The 18173-nt window shown below is 57.9% G+C and carries 17 protein-coding genes; 12 read left to right on the top strand and 5 right to left on the bottom strand.

The genetic code is table 11. The features are described from left to right. Positions 1 to 120: 120 nt before the first annotated feature. Positions 121 to 795 (bottom strand): RadC family protein, encoded by a 675-nt coding sequence (gene radC, locus AUC60_RS20020; protein ID WP_087271612.1) that lies wholly within the window; start codon positions 793 to 795, stop codon positions 121 to 123. Positions 796 to 928: 133 nt separating this feature from the next. On the opposite strand from radC, the gene coaBC reads away from it, so the two are divergent. The 5 genes from coaBC (at position 929) to AUC60_RS20045 (ending at position 9143) form a co-directional block, all read left to right on the top strand. Continuing rightward, positions 929 to 2137: a bifunctional phosphopantothenoylcysteine decarboxylase/phosphopantothenate--cysteine ligase CoaBC gene (gene coaBC, locus AUC60_RS20025; RefSeq protein ID WP_087271616.1), complete on the top strand. Its 1209-nt coding sequence runs from the start codon at positions 929 to 931 to the stop codon at positions 2135 to 2137. 6 nt (positions 2138 to 2143) lie between these two features. Further along, positions 2144 to 2599: a dUTP diphosphatase gene (gene dut, locus AUC60_RS20030; protein ID WP_087271619.1), complete on the top strand. Its 456-nt coding sequence runs from the start codon at positions 2144 to 2146 to the stop codon at positions 2597 to 2599. A 99-nt stretch (positions 2600 to 2698) separates the two neighbouring features. After that, entirely contained in the window at positions 2699 to 5296 is a 2598-nt protein-coding gene (locus AUC60_RS28350) for a phosphomannomutase/phosphoglucomutase (protein ID WP_158099143.1), read from the top strand. 28 nt (positions 5297 to 5324) lie between these two features. Next, a complete protein-coding gene (gene argB, locus AUC60_RS20040; RefSeq protein WP_087271620.1) occupies positions 5325 to 6230 on the top strand; it encodes an acetylglutamate kinase in 906 nt (301 codons plus the stop codon). Positions 6231 to 6926: 696 nt separating this feature from the next. Beyond that, positions 6927 to 9143, top strand: coding sequence for a hypothetical protein (locus tag AUC60_RS20045; protein ID WP_158099144.1), 2217 nt, complete (start codon positions 6927 to 6929; stop codon positions 9141 to 9143). Positions 9144 to 9164: 21 nt separating this feature from the next. On the opposite strand, the gene AUC60_RS20050 is transcribed toward AUC60_RS20045, so the two are convergent. Beyond that, the gene (locus AUC60_RS20050; protein ID WP_087271758.1) at positions 9165 to 9746 is read right to left on the bottom strand and encodes a DUF4124 domain-containing protein; all 582 of its coding nucleotides are present in this window, start codon (positions 9744 to 9746) and stop codon (positions 9165 to 9167) included. Between the two features lie 67 nt (positions 9747 to 9813). Continuing rightward, positions 9814 to 10455 (bottom strand): orotate phosphoribosyltransferase, encoded by a 642-nt coding sequence (gene pyrE / locus AUC60_RS20055; protein ID WP_087271626.1) that lies wholly within the window; start codon positions 10453 to 10455, stop codon positions 9814 to 9816. A gap of 82 nt (positions 10456 to 10537) precedes the next feature. On the opposite strand from pyrE, the gene AUC60_RS20060 reads away from it, so the two are divergent. After that, a complete protein-coding gene (locus AUC60_RS20060; protein WP_087271629.1) occupies positions 10538 to 11317 on the top strand; it encodes an exodeoxyribonuclease III in 780 nt (259 codons plus the stop codon). An 89-nt stretch (positions 11318 to 11406) separates the two neighbouring features. On the opposite strand, the gene AUC60_RS20065 is transcribed toward AUC60_RS20060, so the two are convergent. Both AUC60_RS20065 and rph read right to left on the bottom strand, forming a co-directional pair. Continuing rightward, on the bottom strand, positions 11407 to 11775 hold the full coding sequence (locus AUC60_RS20065) for a DUF4870 domain-containing protein (protein ID WP_087271632.1): 369 nt from the start codon (positions 11773 to 11775) through the stop codon (positions 11407 to 11409). Between the two features lie 25 nt (positions 11776 to 11800). Beyond that, a complete protein-coding gene (gene rph / locus AUC60_RS20070; protein WP_027900043.1) occupies positions 11801 to 12523 on the bottom strand; it encodes a ribonuclease PH in 723 nt (240 codons plus the stop codon). Between the two features lie 289 nt (positions 12524 to 12812). Between rph and AUC60_RS20075 the strand changes: the two genes are divergently transcribed. The 6 genes from AUC60_RS20075 to AUC60_RS20100 all read left to right on the top strand — a co-directional run bounded on the left by AUC60_RS20075 (position 12813) and on the right by AUC60_RS20100 (position 18084). Further along, positions 12813 to 13676, top strand: a complete 864-nt coding sequence (locus tag AUC60_RS20075; protein WP_087271635.1) for a YicC/YloC family endoribonuclease — start codon at positions 12813 to 12815, stop codon at positions 13674 to 13676. A 13-nt stretch (positions 13677 to 13689) separates the two neighbouring features. After that, a complete protein-coding gene (gene gmk, locus AUC60_RS20080) occupies positions 13690 to 14310 on the top strand; it encodes a guanylate kinase (protein WP_087271638.1) in 621 nt (206 codons plus the stop codon). Positions 14311 to 14456: 146 nt separating this feature from the next. After that, positions 14457 to 14720, top strand: coding sequence for a DNA-directed RNA polymerase subunit omega (gene rpoZ / locus AUC60_RS20085; protein WP_002551500.1), 264 nt, complete (start codon positions 14457 to 14459; stop codon positions 14718 to 14720). 60 nt (positions 14721 to 14780) lie between these two features. Beyond that, a complete protein-coding gene (gene spoT / locus AUC60_RS20090; RefSeq protein WP_087271641.1) occupies positions 14781 to 16886 on the top strand; it encodes a bifunctional GTP diphosphokinase/guanosine-3',5'-bis pyrophosphate 3'-pyrophosphohydrolase in 2106 nt (701 codons plus the stop codon). Between the two features lie 24 nt (positions 16887 to 16910). Beyond that, the gene (locus tag AUC60_RS20095) at positions 16911 to 17291 is read left to right on the top strand and encodes a RidA family protein (RefSeq protein ID WP_087271644.1); all 381 of its coding nucleotides are present in this window, start codon (positions 16911 to 16913) and stop codon (positions 17289 to 17291) included. 58 nt (positions 17292 to 17349) lie between these two features. Further along, entirely contained in the window at positions 17350 to 18084 is a 735-nt protein-coding gene (locus AUC60_RS20100) for a hypothetical protein (protein ID WP_087271647.1), read from the top strand. Positions 18085 to 18173 lie beyond the last annotated feature (89 nt).

The following is an 18173-nucleotide window of genomic DNA, read 5'->3' on the forward strand; positions in this document are numbered from 1 at the left end:
CCCTGTAGGAGCGCACGAGCACCGCGAGGCCGCGATGGCGGTGTGTCAGGCAGAACGCTATCGCTGCCTCGCGGTGCTCGTGAGTTCCTACAGGTCCTTCGTTTCTGCGAGATATATCGTCTACATCAACCCGCACTCCGCCATCGACAGCGGATCACCGTCACCAATAATCAAGTGATCCAGCACCTTCACGTCGATCAGCCACAAGGCGTCGCGCAGACGTTTGGTCAGGTCGATGTCGGCCTGGCTGGCGTCGGTCACGCCTGAAGGATGGTTGTGGCAGAGGATCAGGCTGGCCGAGTTGTGGGCCATGGCACGCTTGACCACTTGCCGGGGATGCACGTGAGCGCTGTTTATCGAGCCGTGGAACAGTATTTCGAAAGCCTGCACGCGGTGCTTGTTGTCCAGAAACAGGCAGCCAAATACTTCATGGGGTTCATGACGTAACAGCGCTTTGAGGTAATTGCGTACCTGCTCCGGGCTTTCCATTGCTGAATCGCGTTTCAGACTCTCCGCCATATGCCGACGAGCCATTTCCATGACCGCCTGCAACTGCGCGAATTTGGCGGGACCCAGGCCCAGGTGTGAGCTGAATTCGGTCAGGTCAGCATCCAGTAACGGTCGCAGCCCGCCAAATTGATTCAACAGGTGACGGGCCAGGTCTACAGCGCTTTTTCCGGCCACACCGGTGCGCAGGAAAATAGCCAGCAGCTCGGCGTCGGACAGACTTGCCGAACCCAGCTCCAGCAGCCGCTCACGCGGGCGTTCGGCCACAGGCCAGTTGCGAATACTCATACCACCTCCATGTGTGTTGGCGCCGCTGTTCCAGCACGGTCGCTGTGCTATCTTAGCCCATCTTTTTTGCGCGGCGATCGGCCTGGGGAAACGTCCATCGCCGCCGCGTATCTCTCGACTAAAAGGCAGGCCTATGCAGCGGCTGTATCGGAAACGCATCGTTCTTGGCGTTGGCGGCGGTATCGCGGCCTACAAGAGCGCAGAACTGGTTAGACGCTTGCGTGACCAGGGTGCTGAAGTGCGTGTCGTCATGACCCGAGGTGGCGCTGAGTTCATCACTCCACTGACCATGCAGGCCCTTTCCGGGCACCCGGTTCATCTGGATTTGCTCGATCCGGCCGCAGAAGCCGCGATGGGGCATATCGAACTGGCCAAGTGGGCCGACCTGATTCTTGTTGCGCCCGGCACCGCAGACCTTATTGCGCGCTTGGCACAAGGCATTGCCAACGATCTGTTGACCACGATCGTTCTGGCCACTGACGCCATTGTGGCGGTGGCTCCGGCGATGAATCAGGCGATGTGGCGCGATGCTTCCGTGCAGGCTAACGTTCGTTTGCTGGAAGAGCGCGACTTTCGCATTTTCGGCCCTGCTTCTGGCAGTCAGGCCTGCGGCGATGTCGGTTTCGGGCGCATGCTTGAACCTGATGATCTGGCGCAGTCTGCGGCCGATTGCTTCCAGCGTCTGTCCCTGACCGGCAAGCATGTATTGATCACGGCGGGTCCGACGCAGGAAAACATCGACCCGGTGCGTTACATCACCAATCACAGCTCCGGCAAAATGGGCTTTGCCCTGGCCGAGGCCGCGATTGAGGCCGGTGCTCGCGTCACGCTGATCACCGGCCCGGTCAACCTGCCGACGCCGGATCGCGTATCGCGCATCGACGTTGTCAGCGCCCGGGACATGCTGGCTGCCTGCGAGGCCGCCATCCCGTGCGACCTTTTCATCGCTTCCGCAGCGGTCGCGGACTACCGCCCAGAAGTGGTTGCCCCGCATAAACTCAAGAAAGACCCGTCCACGGGCGACGGCCTGTTGCTGCAGATGGTGCGTAACCCGGACATTCTGGCGACCATCGCTACCCGTCCGGATCGTCCGTTCAGTGTTGGCTTTGCCGCTGAAACTGAACACTTGCTCGACTATGCTGCACGCAAGCTCAAGGACAAAAACCTTGATCTGATTGTCGCCAACGATGTTGCCAACCCCAGCATCGGCTTCAATAGCGAAGAAAACGCCTGCAGCGTGATCGACCGCGCACTGCACGCAACGCTCTTCGCCCAGACCAGCAAGGGCAAGATCGCCCGCCAGCTGATCACTTTTATCGCCGAACGAATGAACCAGGTTTAATTACGAATGCACGCTCTACAAGCCAAGATCCTCGACCCTCGCATTGGCAGCGAATTTCCTTTGCCGGCTTACGCCACCATCGGTTCCGCCGGGCTCGACCTGCGCGCCATGCTCAAGGAGGACACTGTTCTCGAGCCAGGCCAGACGCTGTTGATCCCGACCGGTCTGTCGATCTACATCGGCGATCCGGGCTTGGCGGCGTTGATCTTGCCGCGCTCCGGTCTTGGTCACAAACATGGCATCGTACTGGGCAATCTCGTGGGTCTGATCGACTCCGATTACCAGGGCGAACTGATGGTCTCCTGCTGGAATCGCGGGCAGACTGCTTTCAATATTTCCATTGGCGAACGCATTGCCCAACTGGTGCTGGTACCGGTGGTGCAGGCGCATTTCGAACTGGTTGAAGAGTTCGACGAAAGCCAACGCGGTGCTGGCGGTTTCGGTCACTCAGGTAGCCACTGACCTTTGAGCCGATAGCTCGATGCCCGACAGCCTGAGGCTGTTGCGGCATTGAGTGAGTGACTGTCCCAGCTTCAGGATGAATGACCGGGGAGCGTTCAGGTGCAAGGCAGCCAACAGCATGCAACATCCGATACCCAGCCTCCGGCGCCGAGTCTGTCCGCGCTGTTTCCTGGTGTTTTCCCTGCGCTGATCGGCCTGATCATTGCCGGTGCTCTGGTCTATCTCGCTCTGACCAGCAATCCGCAAGGGCGCGAGCACCTTGAGCAGGCCTGGGGTGGCAGTCAGGCCTCGGCCGTGGGGCAGGCGCTCAAGCAAATCGGCGTCGAGACTCAGGCCGCCGCCCGGGACCCCGCACTGCTCCAGGCATTGCAAAGCGGTGACCCTTCTCTCATCGACGAAGCACAAAACCGTTTGCGGTTCCGCGACGGCGTTCTGGGCGCTCGCCTCAACCCCTTGGGTATGTCGGATATCGGCAACCGGGGTGCGTTGCCTGTGAGTTTCTCCACGCTGGACATGCTCAACAAAGCCACCCGCGGCGAGGACCCTGTGCCTGAGGCCCGTGCCGTCGGCGAGCGCTGGATGATCTACAGCGCCGCGCCGTTGCGCTCGGCCCCGACCGCGCCTGCCAGCGGCACGCTGTTACTCGCTTTCGATCCCCAGCGCTTGCTCAACGCGCTCCCTGCCATGCCCGAGTCGACCGGCCGGATACGTTTGATTCAGCAGTTTGGCAATGGTCCCGAGCAGGTTTTGCTGCAACGCGGCGAAGCCGATGGCGCCAGGCCACAGCGGCTCGGTACGGGTTATGCGAACTGGAAGCTTGAGTTCACACCTGGTCCTGCGCTGGATTCTTCCCCTCCGTGGTTATTGCTGACGCTTGCCGTATTAATCGCTCTAGGCGGTATTTTTCTGGGGCTTTACCTCAACGAGAGGGCTCTACAACGGCTCATTTGCGCTGATGTCCGACAACTGGATCAGCTGCTTCAAGAACTCTCCAGCGGAAAAGCCGTCAAACCCTTCGGTTTGAGCCTGCCGGTCCTCAACGGGCTGGCTAGACGTCTTGCCTGTTTTTCACCTTCCCTTCAAGAACCGGTAACGGAAATCGTTGATAAGAAGGATGAGTCAGGTTCGATTGCTGGCTTCAAGATGACCGACTTAAAGACACGTAGTGCTTCAGCATCGGCTTCACGCGTTGCCAATGGTGACGGCTGGACCGATCCGCTGTTTCAAGATACCGACATTCTCGATATCGACATCCTCGACGAAAACCAGGACTTCCTGAGATCGGAGCACCCCCCAGTTATGAGCAGTCCAGCATCCGTGGCACCGAAATTCCCTGACGATATTTTCCGCGCCTATGACATCCGCGGCATCGTGGGTGACACCCTCAGCGCTGAAACGGCGTATTGGATCGGTCGCGCCATTGGCTCCGAGAGCCTGGCGCAGAACGAGCCCAACGTCAGTGTTGGCCGCGATGGACGCCTCTCCGGCCCGGAGTTGGTACAGCAGCTGATTCAAGGCCTGCACGACAGTGGCTGTCACGTCAGTGATGTTGGCCTGGTGCCAACGCCCGCCTTGTATTACGCCGCCAACGTGTTGGCGGGCAAGACCGGTGTGATGCTGACCGGCAGCCACAACCCCAAGGATTACAACGGTTTCAAGATCGTTATCGCTGGCGACACTCTTGCCAACGAACAGATCCAGGCGCTGCACGAGCGTATCAAGACGGGCAATCTGACTTCTGCCAAAGGCAGCATCACCAAGGTCGACATTCTTGATCGCTACTTCAAGCAGATCAAAGAAGACATCGTCATGGCCCGCAAGCTGAAAGTGGTTGTGGACTGTGGCAACGGCGCCGCCGGTGTCATCGCCCCACAACTCATCGAAGCGTTGGGTTGTGAAGTGATTTCGCTGTTCGCTGAAGTCGACGGCAACTTCCCTAACCATCACCCGGACCCGGGCAAGCTGGAAAACCTTCAGGACCTGATCGCCAAGGTTAAAGAAACCGGCGCTGATCTTGGCCTGGCGTTCGATGGCGATGGCGACCGTGTTGGCGTTGTCACCAACAAAGGCAATGTGGTCTACCCAGACCGCCTGTTGATGCTGTTCGCGCTGGACGTGCTCAAGCGTAACCCGGGTGCCGACATCATTTTCGACGTCAAATGCACCCGTCGCCTGACGCCTTTGATTCAGGAACATGGCGGTCGCCCGGTAATGTGGAAGACCGGTCATTCGTTGATCAAGAAAGAAATGAAGAAAAGCGGCGCGCTGCTCGCGGGCGAAATGAGCGGCCACATCTTCTTCAAAGAGCGCTGGTTCGGTTTTGACGACGGCATCTACAGTGCTGCGCGTCTGCTGGAAATTCTCAGTCAGGAGTCGCAATCGGCTGAAGACCTGTTCGAGACCTTCCCGAACGACATTTCGACGCCTGAAATCAACATCAAAGTGACCGATACCACCAAGTTCAGCATCATAGAAGCTCTGGAGAAAGATGCTCAGTGGGGCGATGCCAAGCTGACCACCATTGACGGCGTGCGAGTGGACTATCCGAAGGGCTGGGGTCTGGTTCGCGCTTCCAACACAACACCGGTACTGGTGCTGCGTTTCGAAGCCGAAACCGATGCTGAGCTGCAACGCATCAAGGATGTGTTCCACGCCGAACTGAAAAAGGTTGCGCCGGACCTTCAACTTCCGTTCTGATTGTTTTTTCCTTTGACTGGAGCCTTGAATGACCCTCGAACGTGATTCCGCCGCCAACGTCGCCAAAGTATTGTCCGAAGCGCTGCCATACATTCGCCGCTTTGTTGGCAAGACGCTGGTGATCAAGTACGGCGGTAACGCCATGGAGAGCGACGAGCTGAAAACCGGCTTTGCGCGCGACATCGTGTTGATGAAGGCTGTTGGCATCAACCCGGTGGTGGTTCACGGCGGGGGACCTCAGATCGGTGATCTGCTCAAGCGGTTGTCGATCGAGAGCCACTTCATCGATGGTATGCGGGTCACTGACGCGCAGACCATGGATGTGGTGGAAATGGTTCTGGGCGGCCAGGTCAACAAGGACATCGTCAATCTGATCAACCGTCATGGCGGCAGCGCCATCGGCCTGACCGGTAAAGACGCCGAGCTGATCCGCGCCAAGCGCCTGACCGTTACCCGTCAGACGCCGGAAATGACCAAGCCTGAAATCATCGACATCGGGCATGTCGGCGAAGTGGTCGGGATCAACACCGACCTGCTGAACATGCTGGTAAAAGGTGATTTCATCCCGGTCATCGCGCCTATTGGCGTGGGCGCAGACGGCGAGTCCTACAACATCAACGCCGACCTGGTGGCAGGCAAAGTCGCTGAAGCCCTCAAGGCTGAAAAGCTGATGCTGCTGACCAACATCGCCGGCCTGATGGACAAACAAGGCCAGGTACTGACCGGCTTGACCACCGAGCAAGTCAGCGGCCTGATCGCCGATGGCACGATCTACGGCGGCATGCTGCCCAAGATCAAATGCGCGCTGGAAGCTGTGCAAGGCGGCGTGACCACCTCGCACATCATTGACGGTCGTGTACCGAATGCCGTGCTGCTGGAAATCTTCACCGACACGGGTGTGGGTACTCTGATCAGCAATCGCAAGCGTCACTGATCAAGCACAACGTTTCATGAAAGCCCTGCCGGTCTCCGGTGGGGCTTTTTTATGGGCGTCGTTATAAAAACATCGCTGACATTACCCAGAGCCGTAGGAGTTGTCGGAGTTTACGACGGCGCCGATTGCGGTCTATCTGATACACCGCAATCGCGACCGTCGTAAACTCCGATGGCTCCTACAGATCGGGTCAGCCCCGCAGCCGCGCAGAAAGTCCGGCCGGTATTTACAAGGTCAGCAGGGAAGATGAAAGCCTGTCAAAGAAACCCCTGACCCAACATTACGAAATACCGCTACGCAGCCGTTGAAAAGCCCTGCATAACCTTTGTTCGCGATTGGAGAACGTCGGGAGACTTTCCTCATATCGAGAACAATCTCTCAATGAATACCTCCGTTAACTTAGCTTCGTCATCGACAAACCCGGTACCAAAGGGCCAGCCCCATCTGAGGTGCGGGGTGAATGCCTTGTTGCCGCTCCTCAATCCGGTCCAGCTTGGGCTGATACAGACAACCGTTGATGCCTTCGTGCAGGAGCAACGTGCGGCCACCCGGCTGGAGGCGCTGCCGGTGCTTGAGGCTCAAAGCAGTGGCGTGGCCGCAGTATCGTTCGAGCTGACCAGCTTGCTGCAGCTGTTGTCCTGGCGACTTCTGGCGGACAGCGCAGGCTCGACGCCTTCTGATCAGCAACTCAAGCAAATGCTGCCTGAAATGCTGGAATCAGAGCAAGGGCAGGCCGTGGGCCTTCGGATAAACACGGCATTGGGCTGGTACGGTGCGGCTGACGGCCAAACCGCTGACCCCTTGATCATCAGGCAGCTGGTGTGGAAGGCATTGATGCTTGAGCGCGAGCCTGAGCAATCACGCAAGCCCGGTTTCATCGCGGGCTATGAATATGGCAAGCCAGCAAACTGGGGGCGACCGCTGACCGAGATTCAGGAGGAATTCGAAACTTTCCTGACTTGGAACATCTGTAACATCCAGGGGGAACGCTGCAGGCCGTCAGCCCGTCTGGCAGCGTGTATTCTTGCGCCCGTTGTGCCCGAACTGGCGGTCAAGGGCACGCCCCGAACGTTGCGTTACTGTTCCGGCGTCTGGGTCAACTTTGCCCACGGTGTTGCCTTGGCTGAGGCGCTTTATCCTGGTTCGTCACAGGCGCTGAGCTACGAGCAATTGCTGAATATACCGATCAAGCTGAGTGGTTCGGCGGCCGACGGTGAAAAGCGCCTTCTTGTTCAGACGCGTATTGCTCCAGCGCTTCAGTGGAGTGCCGCCAATAACGTTTTGCCCCTAAAAGCCGGGGCGGATTACTCCGTGGCGGACTTGCACACAGCAATGACGGCTCTCGACGCGGCTCAGCACAAGGTCGAGACTGCGATCGGCACGCTGTTGCGCAAGGTACCGGACAGGCTGGAGGTCGGTTTAAGCAAGTTTAATGAGCTGCTCGGAAGTGACGCGGACGCACTCGCTCAACTCGTGATGCGGCCAACGACACTGGGAAAACGGTTTGAATACGCCTTGAGAAACCCCTCACCGGCTGTTCGTCCCGGCCGGTTTTACCTCTTCGATCTTTTTCTCGCAGGGTTCATGAAGGACGGGGTCGACAAATTTGAACCCCATTTGCAAACGAGTCAGAAAGAGTGGGCGCAGGTGCTCGCCCCGCAGATCGAACGGCTCAAGGGCATTGATGTTGAGGCCATCTATAAGGACGCCTTCGATACCTACAGTCGCGATGCGCAAAATGCTTACGCGTGCCTGATCGAATTTCTGCTCGCGGAGCTGCCTTTCTCAGACCGCCAAGCTATCGAGAATGGCAGGGTGGATGTTTATGTGCTTGAGCGGGAAACGGGCGTTGCCCTCAATAAAGAGAGTTCGCGGGATCGCGAGCTGAAGCGAGGTCGAGCGGGTTTCATCCTTGTCTGCACCGGCGAGAACAGCACGTTCACGTATGAAGTTTTTCCGCTGCTGGGCCTGTTGCAGCGGCGCACTGATCTGCCTCTTCTGCCCGATGGTGGGCTGGTTGGAAGGGTTGGCCATCAAGTCCAGCGAACGGCGGTCGAGCTACCGCTGGACTGGGCGGCATACGATCAGCCGCAATACCCGCGATCCAGTCAGCTAAGCCGCGTCGTGCCCCACTATATCGGCCATGCCCTGCCGAGCAAGCCTGATTCTGAGCCTGCGGCGTGCCCTCTTTCCTCTCCTCGGTTGAGAAGTCTTGCTGAGGGCATTGCTCTCAAGCATCTGTTTTTTGATAAAGAGTCGGAACGTGAAGCGCGCAGGCACCAGACGGGCTCCGAGTTTGTGAGTGCTAACTATCCGCCGGTGCTGCGCATTCTCGGCACATTTATTCCGGGCCTCAGTTGCCTTAATGCCGTAGCCAACGATGAGTCGCCAACCCTGACCTGCGTGATTGATGTCGGCCTGATCCTGTTGGCGCCTGCTTTCAAATTTGCCAAGGGGTTTGTGGTGTTGGTGATGAAAGCAGGAGGACCTGTCGTCGGTTCGACGCTCCCCGCATTGAGTGCGATGACCCGCACCTTTGTTTCCGGCTCGGGCGCTGCTTATTTGAAAGGCTTGAATCCGTTCGGCGGATTCTTGTTCAGATGGGGGCATGGCGTCGGAGTGTCTGCCTTGTTGGTCAGAGCGGCTTACAAGCTTCACGAGGCGGTCGGGCAAACATTGGGCAGGCCAGGGGAGTTCGCCTATATCAACGGGCTGGAGTCTGCCGCGAACCCGGATACATGGCGGCCTGTCGCTGTTGGTGACCGATTGGCGGCGTTGATTCTGGGCGTATCAGACGTGCCCGTACGGGACTTCCCTGCGGCCGATGGTTCGGTCAGGACCTACCTCATTAATACGGCGTCGGGACATCCATACGGCCCGGCGCTTGAGGAGGCTGCAGCGGGACTCGCATAGAGAGCTTTAGCCCCCGTCAGCTTAAGGCGCGGTTAGCCGCTCGATGCGAACGCGATCCTGAGTAAACGCTGCGTCAGCCTGAGCGCGAGCCTGTTGATAGCGCTGGATGTTCAGGTTGAGGTTGTTTTGCTGGTCGCGAAGATCACTCATCTGGTCGATCAGTGATTGAGGCACCGGTTTGCCCGCCCGCTCCAGGTCCGCCGCCTGCCCTTGCAAAGATGCCTGCTGAGTGTCCAGGCCCTTGAGGTTGCCTTGCGCCAAGGCAATCAAGGCGTCCAGCTCGGAAAGCTTACGTGCCTTGGCGCGATCGACATCCTCGACATTGCTGTAAAGGTTGAGCAACTGCGCGTCGGCGCTGGCCTGGGCTTTCTTCGCCTGAGCCTGGTGGATTTCATCGGCAGTGGGTGCTGGCGGCACCACCTGTACTACGCGGCCTTGGGCATTGAGTACTTCATAGCCCTTGGCAACGTATTCAGGTGGCACGCCTTGGCGATCGAGGACGGTTACGCCCCTGCTATCGACATAGCGATAAAGCGGCTGCGGGGCGTCGGCGGCATGCGTCGCTGCAAACGGACTGATGGCAAAGGACAGCAGCAAGCAAATGAGGCCTGGCCTGGTCATTCACATCTCCTTGATGTCTCAATCCGAATATCGGCGAGCATGAATCTCCTTAGATGCCGAACTGCGCCCGATAAGCCTCAACGGCAGGCAAATGCTGCTTGAGTTGCGGGTCATCAGCGAGGAATTCCAGCACCTGATTCAGCGATACGATGCTGACCACCGGGATCCCGAAGTCGCGCTCGACTTCCTGAATCGCCGAAAGCTCACCATTGCCACGCTCCTGACGGTTAAGTGCAATCAGCACGCCCGCCGCGGTCGCTTCCTGGCCTTTGATGATTTGCATGACTTCGCGGATCGCGGTGCCTGCGGTGATTACGTCATCGATGATCAGCACATTGCCGGTCAATGGTGCGCCGACCAGGCTACCGCCCTCGCCATGAGCCTTGGCTTCCTTGCGGTTGAAACACCAAGGCAAATCGCGCCCGTGGTGTTCAGCCAAAGCCACGGCTGTTGCGGCCGCCAGAGGAATCCCCTTATAGGCTGGGCCAAACAGTACGTCGAAGGAAATACCGCTCTCAACCACGGCTGCGGCGTAGAAACGACCTAGTTGCGCAAGGGCCGAACCGCTGTTGAACAACCCGGCATTGAAGAAGTACGGGCTGGTGCGACCGGACTTGAGAGTGAACTCACCGAACCGCAAAACCCCACGGTCGATGGCAAAACGAATGAAATCGCGCTGATACGCCTGCATGAAAAAAGCCCCGAATACCACGGATTTAGCTAATTAGGTAGAGCTCGGGTATCATACACGCACGTGATTTTTGGGGCCATTTATGCGGATCATCAGTGTGAACGTAAATGGCATTCAGGCGGCAGTCGAGCGCGGTTTGCTCAGTTGGCTGCAAGCTCAGAATGCCGACGTCATCTGCCTTCAGGACACCCGCGCATCCGCCTTCGAACTGGACGACCCAGCCTATCAGCTGGATGGCTATTTCCTTTATGCGTGCGAAGCTGAAGTTCCGGCCCAAGGTGGCGTGGCGCTTTACTCGCGGTTGCAACCGAAGGCGGTAATCAGTGGGCTTGGCTTTGAAACAGCCGACCGCTACGGGCGTTACCTGCAAGCAGATTTCGACAAACTCAGTATTGCCACCTTGCTGCTTCCTTCGGGAATGAACGGCGATGAAGACTTGAATCAGAAATTCAAGCTCATGGATGACTTCGGCAAATATCTGGACAAGCAGCGACGCAAGCGTCGTGAGTACATCTATTGCGGCTCGTTGTACGTGGCGCAACAGAAGCTCGACATCAAGAATTGGCGTGACAGCCAGCAATCTCCTGGCTTCCTCGCACCTGAGCGTGCCTGGATGGACGAGATTGTCGGCACCATGGGCTACGTTGATGCCCTGCGTGAAGTCAGCCGTGAAGGTGATCAGTACAGCTGGTGGCCCGATAGCGAGCAGGCAGAGATGCTCAATCTTGGCTGGCGCTTTGACTATCAGTTGCTGACACCGGGCCTGCGTCGCTTCGTGCGTAGTGCACGCCTGCCGCGTCAGCCACGCTTCTCGCAACACGCGCCGCTGGTGGTGGATTACGACTGGACGTTAACGATCTAGTATCCATCGCCCACAAAAAAGCCGACTTCGTGTCGGCTTTTTTTGTTTTTCTTGAAGTAGGCGCGATCCCCTGTAGGAGCGTCATCTGCTTACTTGATCAACCGCCACGTAAACGGATACCGGTACGCAACGCCTTCGTTGGCCTTGATGCCAGCAATGATGGTCAGCACCAGAGCGCCTACGGCAACCAGGCCGATCAGCGCAAAGCCAATAAGTAGCAGCATCAGAAAGACGCACGCGACCATGGCTAACGAAACCGTGATCTGAAAATTCAGCGCTTCCTTGCCCTGAGCATCAATGAATGGATCGGAATCCTTCTTGAGCTGCCAGAGAATCAGCGGGCCCAGCAAGTTGCCAAACGGGAAAATCATGCAGAGAAACGCAGCAAAGTGACAGAACATCGCCCACTGGCGTATTTCTGAACTGGGTACCGGAACAGGCGGTTGGCTGTCACTCATTTGCGTCTCCTGCTAGCTGCTTTTATCAGTCGGCCAGTGCGGCGGTCTGCAGTTCAAACAGTTCGGTCATGCCTTTTTGAGCCAAAGCCAGCATGGCGTTGAGCTCTTCAGGCTGGAACGGAGCACCTTCTGCAGTGCCCTGAACCTCAATGAAACCGCCTGAGCTGGTCATCACCACGTTGAGGTCAGTCTCGGCAGCGGAGTCTTCAAGGTAGTCCAGGTCAAGAACCGGCTCGCCCTGATACATACCAACCGAAACAGCTGCGATCATTTGCTTGAGTGGGTCGCCGCCTTTGAGACCGCCGCGTTTCTTGATCACTTTCAGCGCATCAACCAAGGCAACCATGGCGCCCGTGATGGACGCTGTGCGGGTGCCGCCGTCGGCCTGAATCACATCGCAATCGACATACAGCGTCACGTCGCCCAGCTTGGACATGTCCAGCGCGGCGCGCAGGGAACGACCGATCAGGCGCTGGATTTCCAGGGTGCGGCCGCCTTGTTTGCCACGGCTGGCTTCACGTTGGTTACGTTCGCCGGTGGCGCGCGGCAGCATGCCGTATTCAGCGGTCAGCCAGCCTTGACCCTGACCTTTGAGGAAGCGAGGTACGCCATTCTCGACGCTGACCGTGCAGATCACTTTGGTGTCACCAAACTCGACCAGCACAGAACCCTCGGCGTGCTTGGTGTAGTTGCGGGTGATGCGGATCGAGCGGAGCTGATCGGCGGCGCGACCACTTGGACGTTTCATCTGGGATACCTGTACTGAGACGGAAAACTGCCGAGCATTATAGAGGCGCAAGTCGGCGCTGGGCACATCTAAAACCAGAGCGAGTCAATCCATTTGCCCGCCAAGGCTCTGATTCGGGTGTTTGCGGGCGTGAGTAAATGCCATGCATCGCTTGTCGCATTAGTGGATTGGGAGCATCGGCCGCACTGCGCTACAATCCTGCGCCTTTACAGACTGTCGTTTTTTCGTGACATCCAGTCATCGATGACCGCGGCATATTCTGTTCATCGGATTACAGAGGTATTTCCCCATGGTCCACAGCATGACGGCTTTCGCCCGGGTCGAACGGGCCAGCACTCAGGGCACCCTGAGCTGGGAACTACGCTCGGTCAATCATCGCTATCTGGAGCCGCACCTGCGTCTGCCGGAGTCTTTTCGTGACCTGGAAAGTGCGATCCGCGAAGCGCTGCGTCAGGGGTTGTCACGCGGCAAAGTGGAATGCACATTGCGTTTTGTCGAAGAGACTGCCGGCAAGCCATTGCAGGTCGATCGTGAGCGCGCTGGGCAATTGGTCGCCGCGGCTGAAATCGTCGCGAGTCTGATCAAGCAGCCCGCCGCCTTGAATCCGCTGGAGGTTCTGGCCTGGCCGGGAGTGCTGGTAGGTGATGCCAGCGACCCGCAAGCCTTGAACAAGGAAGCCCTGACGCTGTTCAACGAAGCGTTGGCTGAGCTAAAAAACGGTCGTGGTCGTGAGGGCGCGGATCTGGCCAAGCTTCTTAACGAGCGCCTGGATTCGATCACCGCTGAAGTCGCTACGCTGAAAACATTGGTGCCGCAGATGCTGGCAACCCAGCGCCAGAAAGTGCTGGATCGTTTTGCCGACATGAAGGCCGAGCTTGATCCGCAGCGTCTGGAGCAAGAAATGGTGCTCCTGGCGCAAAAAAGTGACGTCGCCGAAGAGCTGGATCGCCTCAGCACTCACGTCACTGAAGTGCGTCGCGTGCTCAAGGCTGGCGGTCAGGCCGGACGCCGTCTGGATTTCCTGATGCAGGAACTCAACCGCGAGGCCAATACCTTGGGCTCCAAAGCTTTCGACCCGCGTAGCACTCAGGCTGCGGTCAACCTCAAAGTGTTGATCGAGCAGATGCGCGAACAAGTACAGAATATTGAGTAAGGCTAATTCCCCCATGACACATAGCACTGGCACCCTGTACATCGTTTCCGCTCCGTCTGGCGCGGGCAAGACCAGCCTGGTCAACGCCCTGGTTAACGCGCAGCCACAGATTCGGGTTTCCGTTTCGCACACCACCCGGGCCATGCGTCCGGGGGAAGTCGACGGCGTGAACTATCACTTTGTTGATCGCGCTGAATTTGTACGCATGATCGAGCACGGTGACTTCCTTGAGCAGGCGGAAGTTTTCGGCAATATGTACGGCACTTCCCAGAGCCACTTGCAGCAGACGCTGGACGACGGTCATGACCTGATTCTGGAAATCGACTGGCAGGGTGCCGAGCAGGTGCGCAAGGTCATGCCTGATGCGCGCTCGATCTTCATTTTGCCGCCGACCCAGCAGGCATTGCGTCAGCGCCTGACCAATCGTGGTACGGACAGCGACGAGATCATTGAGGGCCGGATGCGTGAAGCGGTCAGCGAAATGAGCCATTACGCCGAATACGACTACCTCGTGATCAACGATGATTTCGCCTCCGCGCTGGAAGATCTCAAAGCGATCTTCCGGGCCAACCTCTTGACTCAGACCCATCAGCAGCAGCGTTTCAGTGGTCTGCTTGAGCAGTTGCTGGCCTGAAAACAGGACATCAAGCGTCTTTAGCATGGGCTAAATAAGACCGCTCGTGGCTTGGCGCTTGAAGCTTTGTGCTTGCAGCTTGTAAACTACCGAGTCCGCTCGCCCATCCGGGCATCGCGCATCCGCATTTGCTACGAGGAATACCCATGGCCCGCGTAACCGTTGAAGACTGCCTAGAACACGTGGATAACCGCTTTGAGCTGGTCATGCTCTCTACAAAGCGTGCCCGTCAACTGGCAACCGGCGGCAAAGAACCAAAGCTGGCGTGGGAAAATGACAAGCCTACCGTTATGGCGCTGCGTGAAATCGCCGCTGGCCTGATGGATTACGCTGTAATCGCAGAAGCTGAAATCGTTGAAGATGAACCATTGTTCGCGGCGTTCGAAGACGAGTCCAACGAGGCCGTCTAAGCCTATGCCGTGTCGACGTAGTACGGCGCAGGGTAAAAGTCATTGGCAGGGGGTAGCGCCTTGCCGAGCATAGACGCCCTCGCCGATCGCATTTCGACCTATCTCGGCAAGGAACAGGTAAACCTGGTCCGCCGCGCGTATTTCTACGCCGAACAAGCCCACGACGGCCAACGCCGTCGTAGCGGTGAAGCTTACGTCACGCATCCTCTTGCGGTGGCGAACATCCTCGCAGACATGCACATGGACCATCAGAGCCTGATGGCTGCCATGCTGCACGACGTCATCGAAGACACTGGCATCGCCAAAGAAGCGCTTTGCGCCCAGTTTGGCGAGACCGTGGCTGAATTGGTCGACGGGGTCAGCAAACTGACCCAGATGAATTTCGAGACCAAGGCCGAAGCCCAGGCTGAAAACTTCCAGAAAATGGCCATGGCCATGGCGCGCGACATCCGCGTCATTCTGGTCAAGCTCGCCGACCGCCTGCACAACATGCGTACGCTTGAAGTGCTGTCCGGAGAAAAACGTCGGCGCATCGCCAAGGAAACCCTGGAAATCTATGCACCCATCGCCAATCGGCTGGGCATGCATAGCATTCGCATCGAATTCGAAGACCTCGGCTTCAAGGCCATGTACCCGATGCGTTCCTCGCGAATTGGCCAGGCGGTCAAGCGCGCCCGGGGCAATCGCAAAGAGCTGGTCAACAAGATCGAAGAGTCCCTGAGCCATTGCCTGGCGGTTGATGAAATCGAAGGCGAAGTCAGCGGACGGCAGAAACACCTGTACGGCATCTACAAGAAGATGCGCGGCAAGCGTCGTGCCTTCAATGAAATCATGGATGTCTACGCGTTCCGCATCATCGTCGACAAGGTCGACACCTGCTACCGCGTGCTGGGTGCTGTTCATAATTTGTACAAGCCCCTGCCCGGCCGCTTCAAGGATTACATCGCGATCCCCAAGGCCAACGGCTACCAGTCGTTGCACACCACGCTGTTCGGCATGCATGGCGTGCCCATTGAAATCCAGATCCGCACCCGCGAGATGGAAGAGATGGCCAACAACGGGATCGCAGCGCACTGGCTGTACAAATCTTCGGATGACGAAGTGCCCAAGGGCACTCACGCCCGCGCACGTCAGTGGGTCAAAGGCGTGCTGGAAATGCAGCAACGTGCTGGCAACTCCCTGGAATTCATTGAAAGCGTCAAGATTGACCTGTTCCCGGACGAGGTTTACGTCTTCACGCCTAAAGGCCGGATCATGGAGCTGCCAAAAGGCTCCACGGCGGTCGACTTTGCTTATGCGGTGCACACCGATGTAGGCAATAGCTGCATCGCATGTCGGATTAATCGTCGTCTGGCACCGCTGTCCGAGCCACTGCAAAGTGGTTCGACGGTAGAGATTGTCAGCGCACCGGGTGCACGTCCGAATCCGGCGTGGCTGAACTTCGTGGTCACTGGCAAAGCACGGACACACATTCGTCATGCGCTCAAGCTGCAGCGCCGTTCCGAGTCCATCAGCCTGGGCGAGCGTCTGCTCAACAAGGTGTTGAACGGCTTCGAAAGCAGCCTGGAAAAAATCTCCGCCGAGCGCGTACAGCTGGTGCTGGCCGAATACCGGGTCGAGGTCATCGAAGACCTCCTCGAAGATATCGGTCTGGGCAATCGCATGGCTTATGTGGTCGCTCGTCGACTGCTGGGCGAAGGCGAGCAACTGCCAAGCACTGAGGGCCCGCTGGCAATTCGCGGCACTGAAGGTCTGGTGCTCAGTTACGCCAAGTGCTGCACGCCGATCCCTGGCGACCCGATCGTGGGCCATCTTTCGGCGGGCAAAGGCATGGTTGTGCATCTGGACAACTGCCGCAATATCAGCGAAATCCGCCATAACCCAGAAAAATGCATTCAGCTGTCCTGGGCCAAGGACGTTACGGGCGAATTCAACGTCGAGTTGCGCGTCGAGCTGGAGCATCAGCGCGGCTTGATCGCCTTGTTGGCCAGCAGCGTCAATGCGGCCGACGGCAATATCGAGAAAATCAGCATGGACGAGCGCGATGGTCGTATCAGCGTCGTCCAGCTGGTGGTTAGCGTGCACGACCGTGTGCATCTGGCCCGCGTTATCCGAAAACTGCGTGCCTTGGCCGGGGTCATTCGAATTACCCGCATGCGTGCGTAGCCAATCACTCAACAGGAGTTCTTCATGACCAAGACCGTAATCACCAGCGACAAGGCCCCTGCGGCCATCGGCCCTTACTCTCAGGCGATCAAAGCTGGCAATACCGTCTACATGTCCGGGCAAATTCCACTTGATCCTAAAACCATGGAACTGGTTGAAGGCATCGAAGCCCAGGTCGTCCAGGTCTTTGAAAATCTGAAGTCGGTTGCAGAAGCGGCGGGCGGTTCGTTCAAGGATATCGTCAAGCTGAACATCTTCCTCACCGATCTGGGCAACTTCGCCACGGTCAACGAAATCATGGGCAAATACTTCGAGCAGCCATACCCGGCCCGCGCCGCTATTGGTGTTGCCGCATTGCCGCGTGGTTCGCAGGTCGAGATGGACGCGATTCTCGTCATCGAATAAAACTCTCGCGGGGTAAGCCCTTGGCTCCCCGCCGCAGCTGATTAAGGAAGGACCTGCTATGCGCTTTGCGCTTGCCCTCTCGCTGACTGCCGTTTTTTTGAGCGGCTGTGCCAGCCACGCTGACCGCAACCCAGATGGCACGTGGATCAATCAGGCGGCGATCGAAGCTGCCGTGAAAGGCGACAACCTGCGTCAGGCTTTGCTTGCCAACGGTCCAAATCTGGAATGGCAGCTCGACACCAAAACCAGCCAGGCCCTGTACTCCAATGGCTTTGAAGTGGGCGAAGGTAAAATCACCAGCGCTGCCAATGGCAAGCTGCGCATTGATTACTACAACTTCGTCGAAGACTTGCAGGTCAAGGGTGATCAGTTAATCCAGGCCGCCAGTGAATCAGGCCCGGAGCAACGATTCGAGCAGCCGAAAACCCCTGCTGCCGAAGGTGCGCCGACCGGCGCCAGCTTCGAAGCTGCGCTGTATAACGCCTACATGGGCGGCAAATGGACCATCGTCAGCGGCGACGGCCAGGGCAATACAGTGCAGTTCAAGCCAGATGGCAGCATTCAGGGCTTGCCGGACAATGACCGCTACGCGTTGTGCCTGGCTGGCGATTGCGCAGCCATGAGCGGCGAGTACGACAGCATGTGGCTGGAGAAGAACGAACAGGGCAATCCGTGGATTTTCTCTCGCAAAGGCAAACAGCTGGAAATCTTCCAGGCCGTCAATGCGGCAGAAGCAGACCAGATGCCAGAGCTACGCCCTGGCCCGCGCCGCTGGTTGCTTGAGTTGAATTGATCGGATACACGGTTTTTTGTCTCAGGCAATGCGCTGTCATGAGGCAAACATTGAACCTGTAGGAGCGCACGAGCACCGCGAGGCCGCGA

The organism is Pseudomonas caspiana (genome assembly GCF_002158995.1).
Classification (GTDB): domain Bacteria; phylum Pseudomonadota; class Gammaproteobacteria; order Pseudomonadales; family Pseudomonadaceae; genus Aquipseudomonas; species Aquipseudomonas caspiana.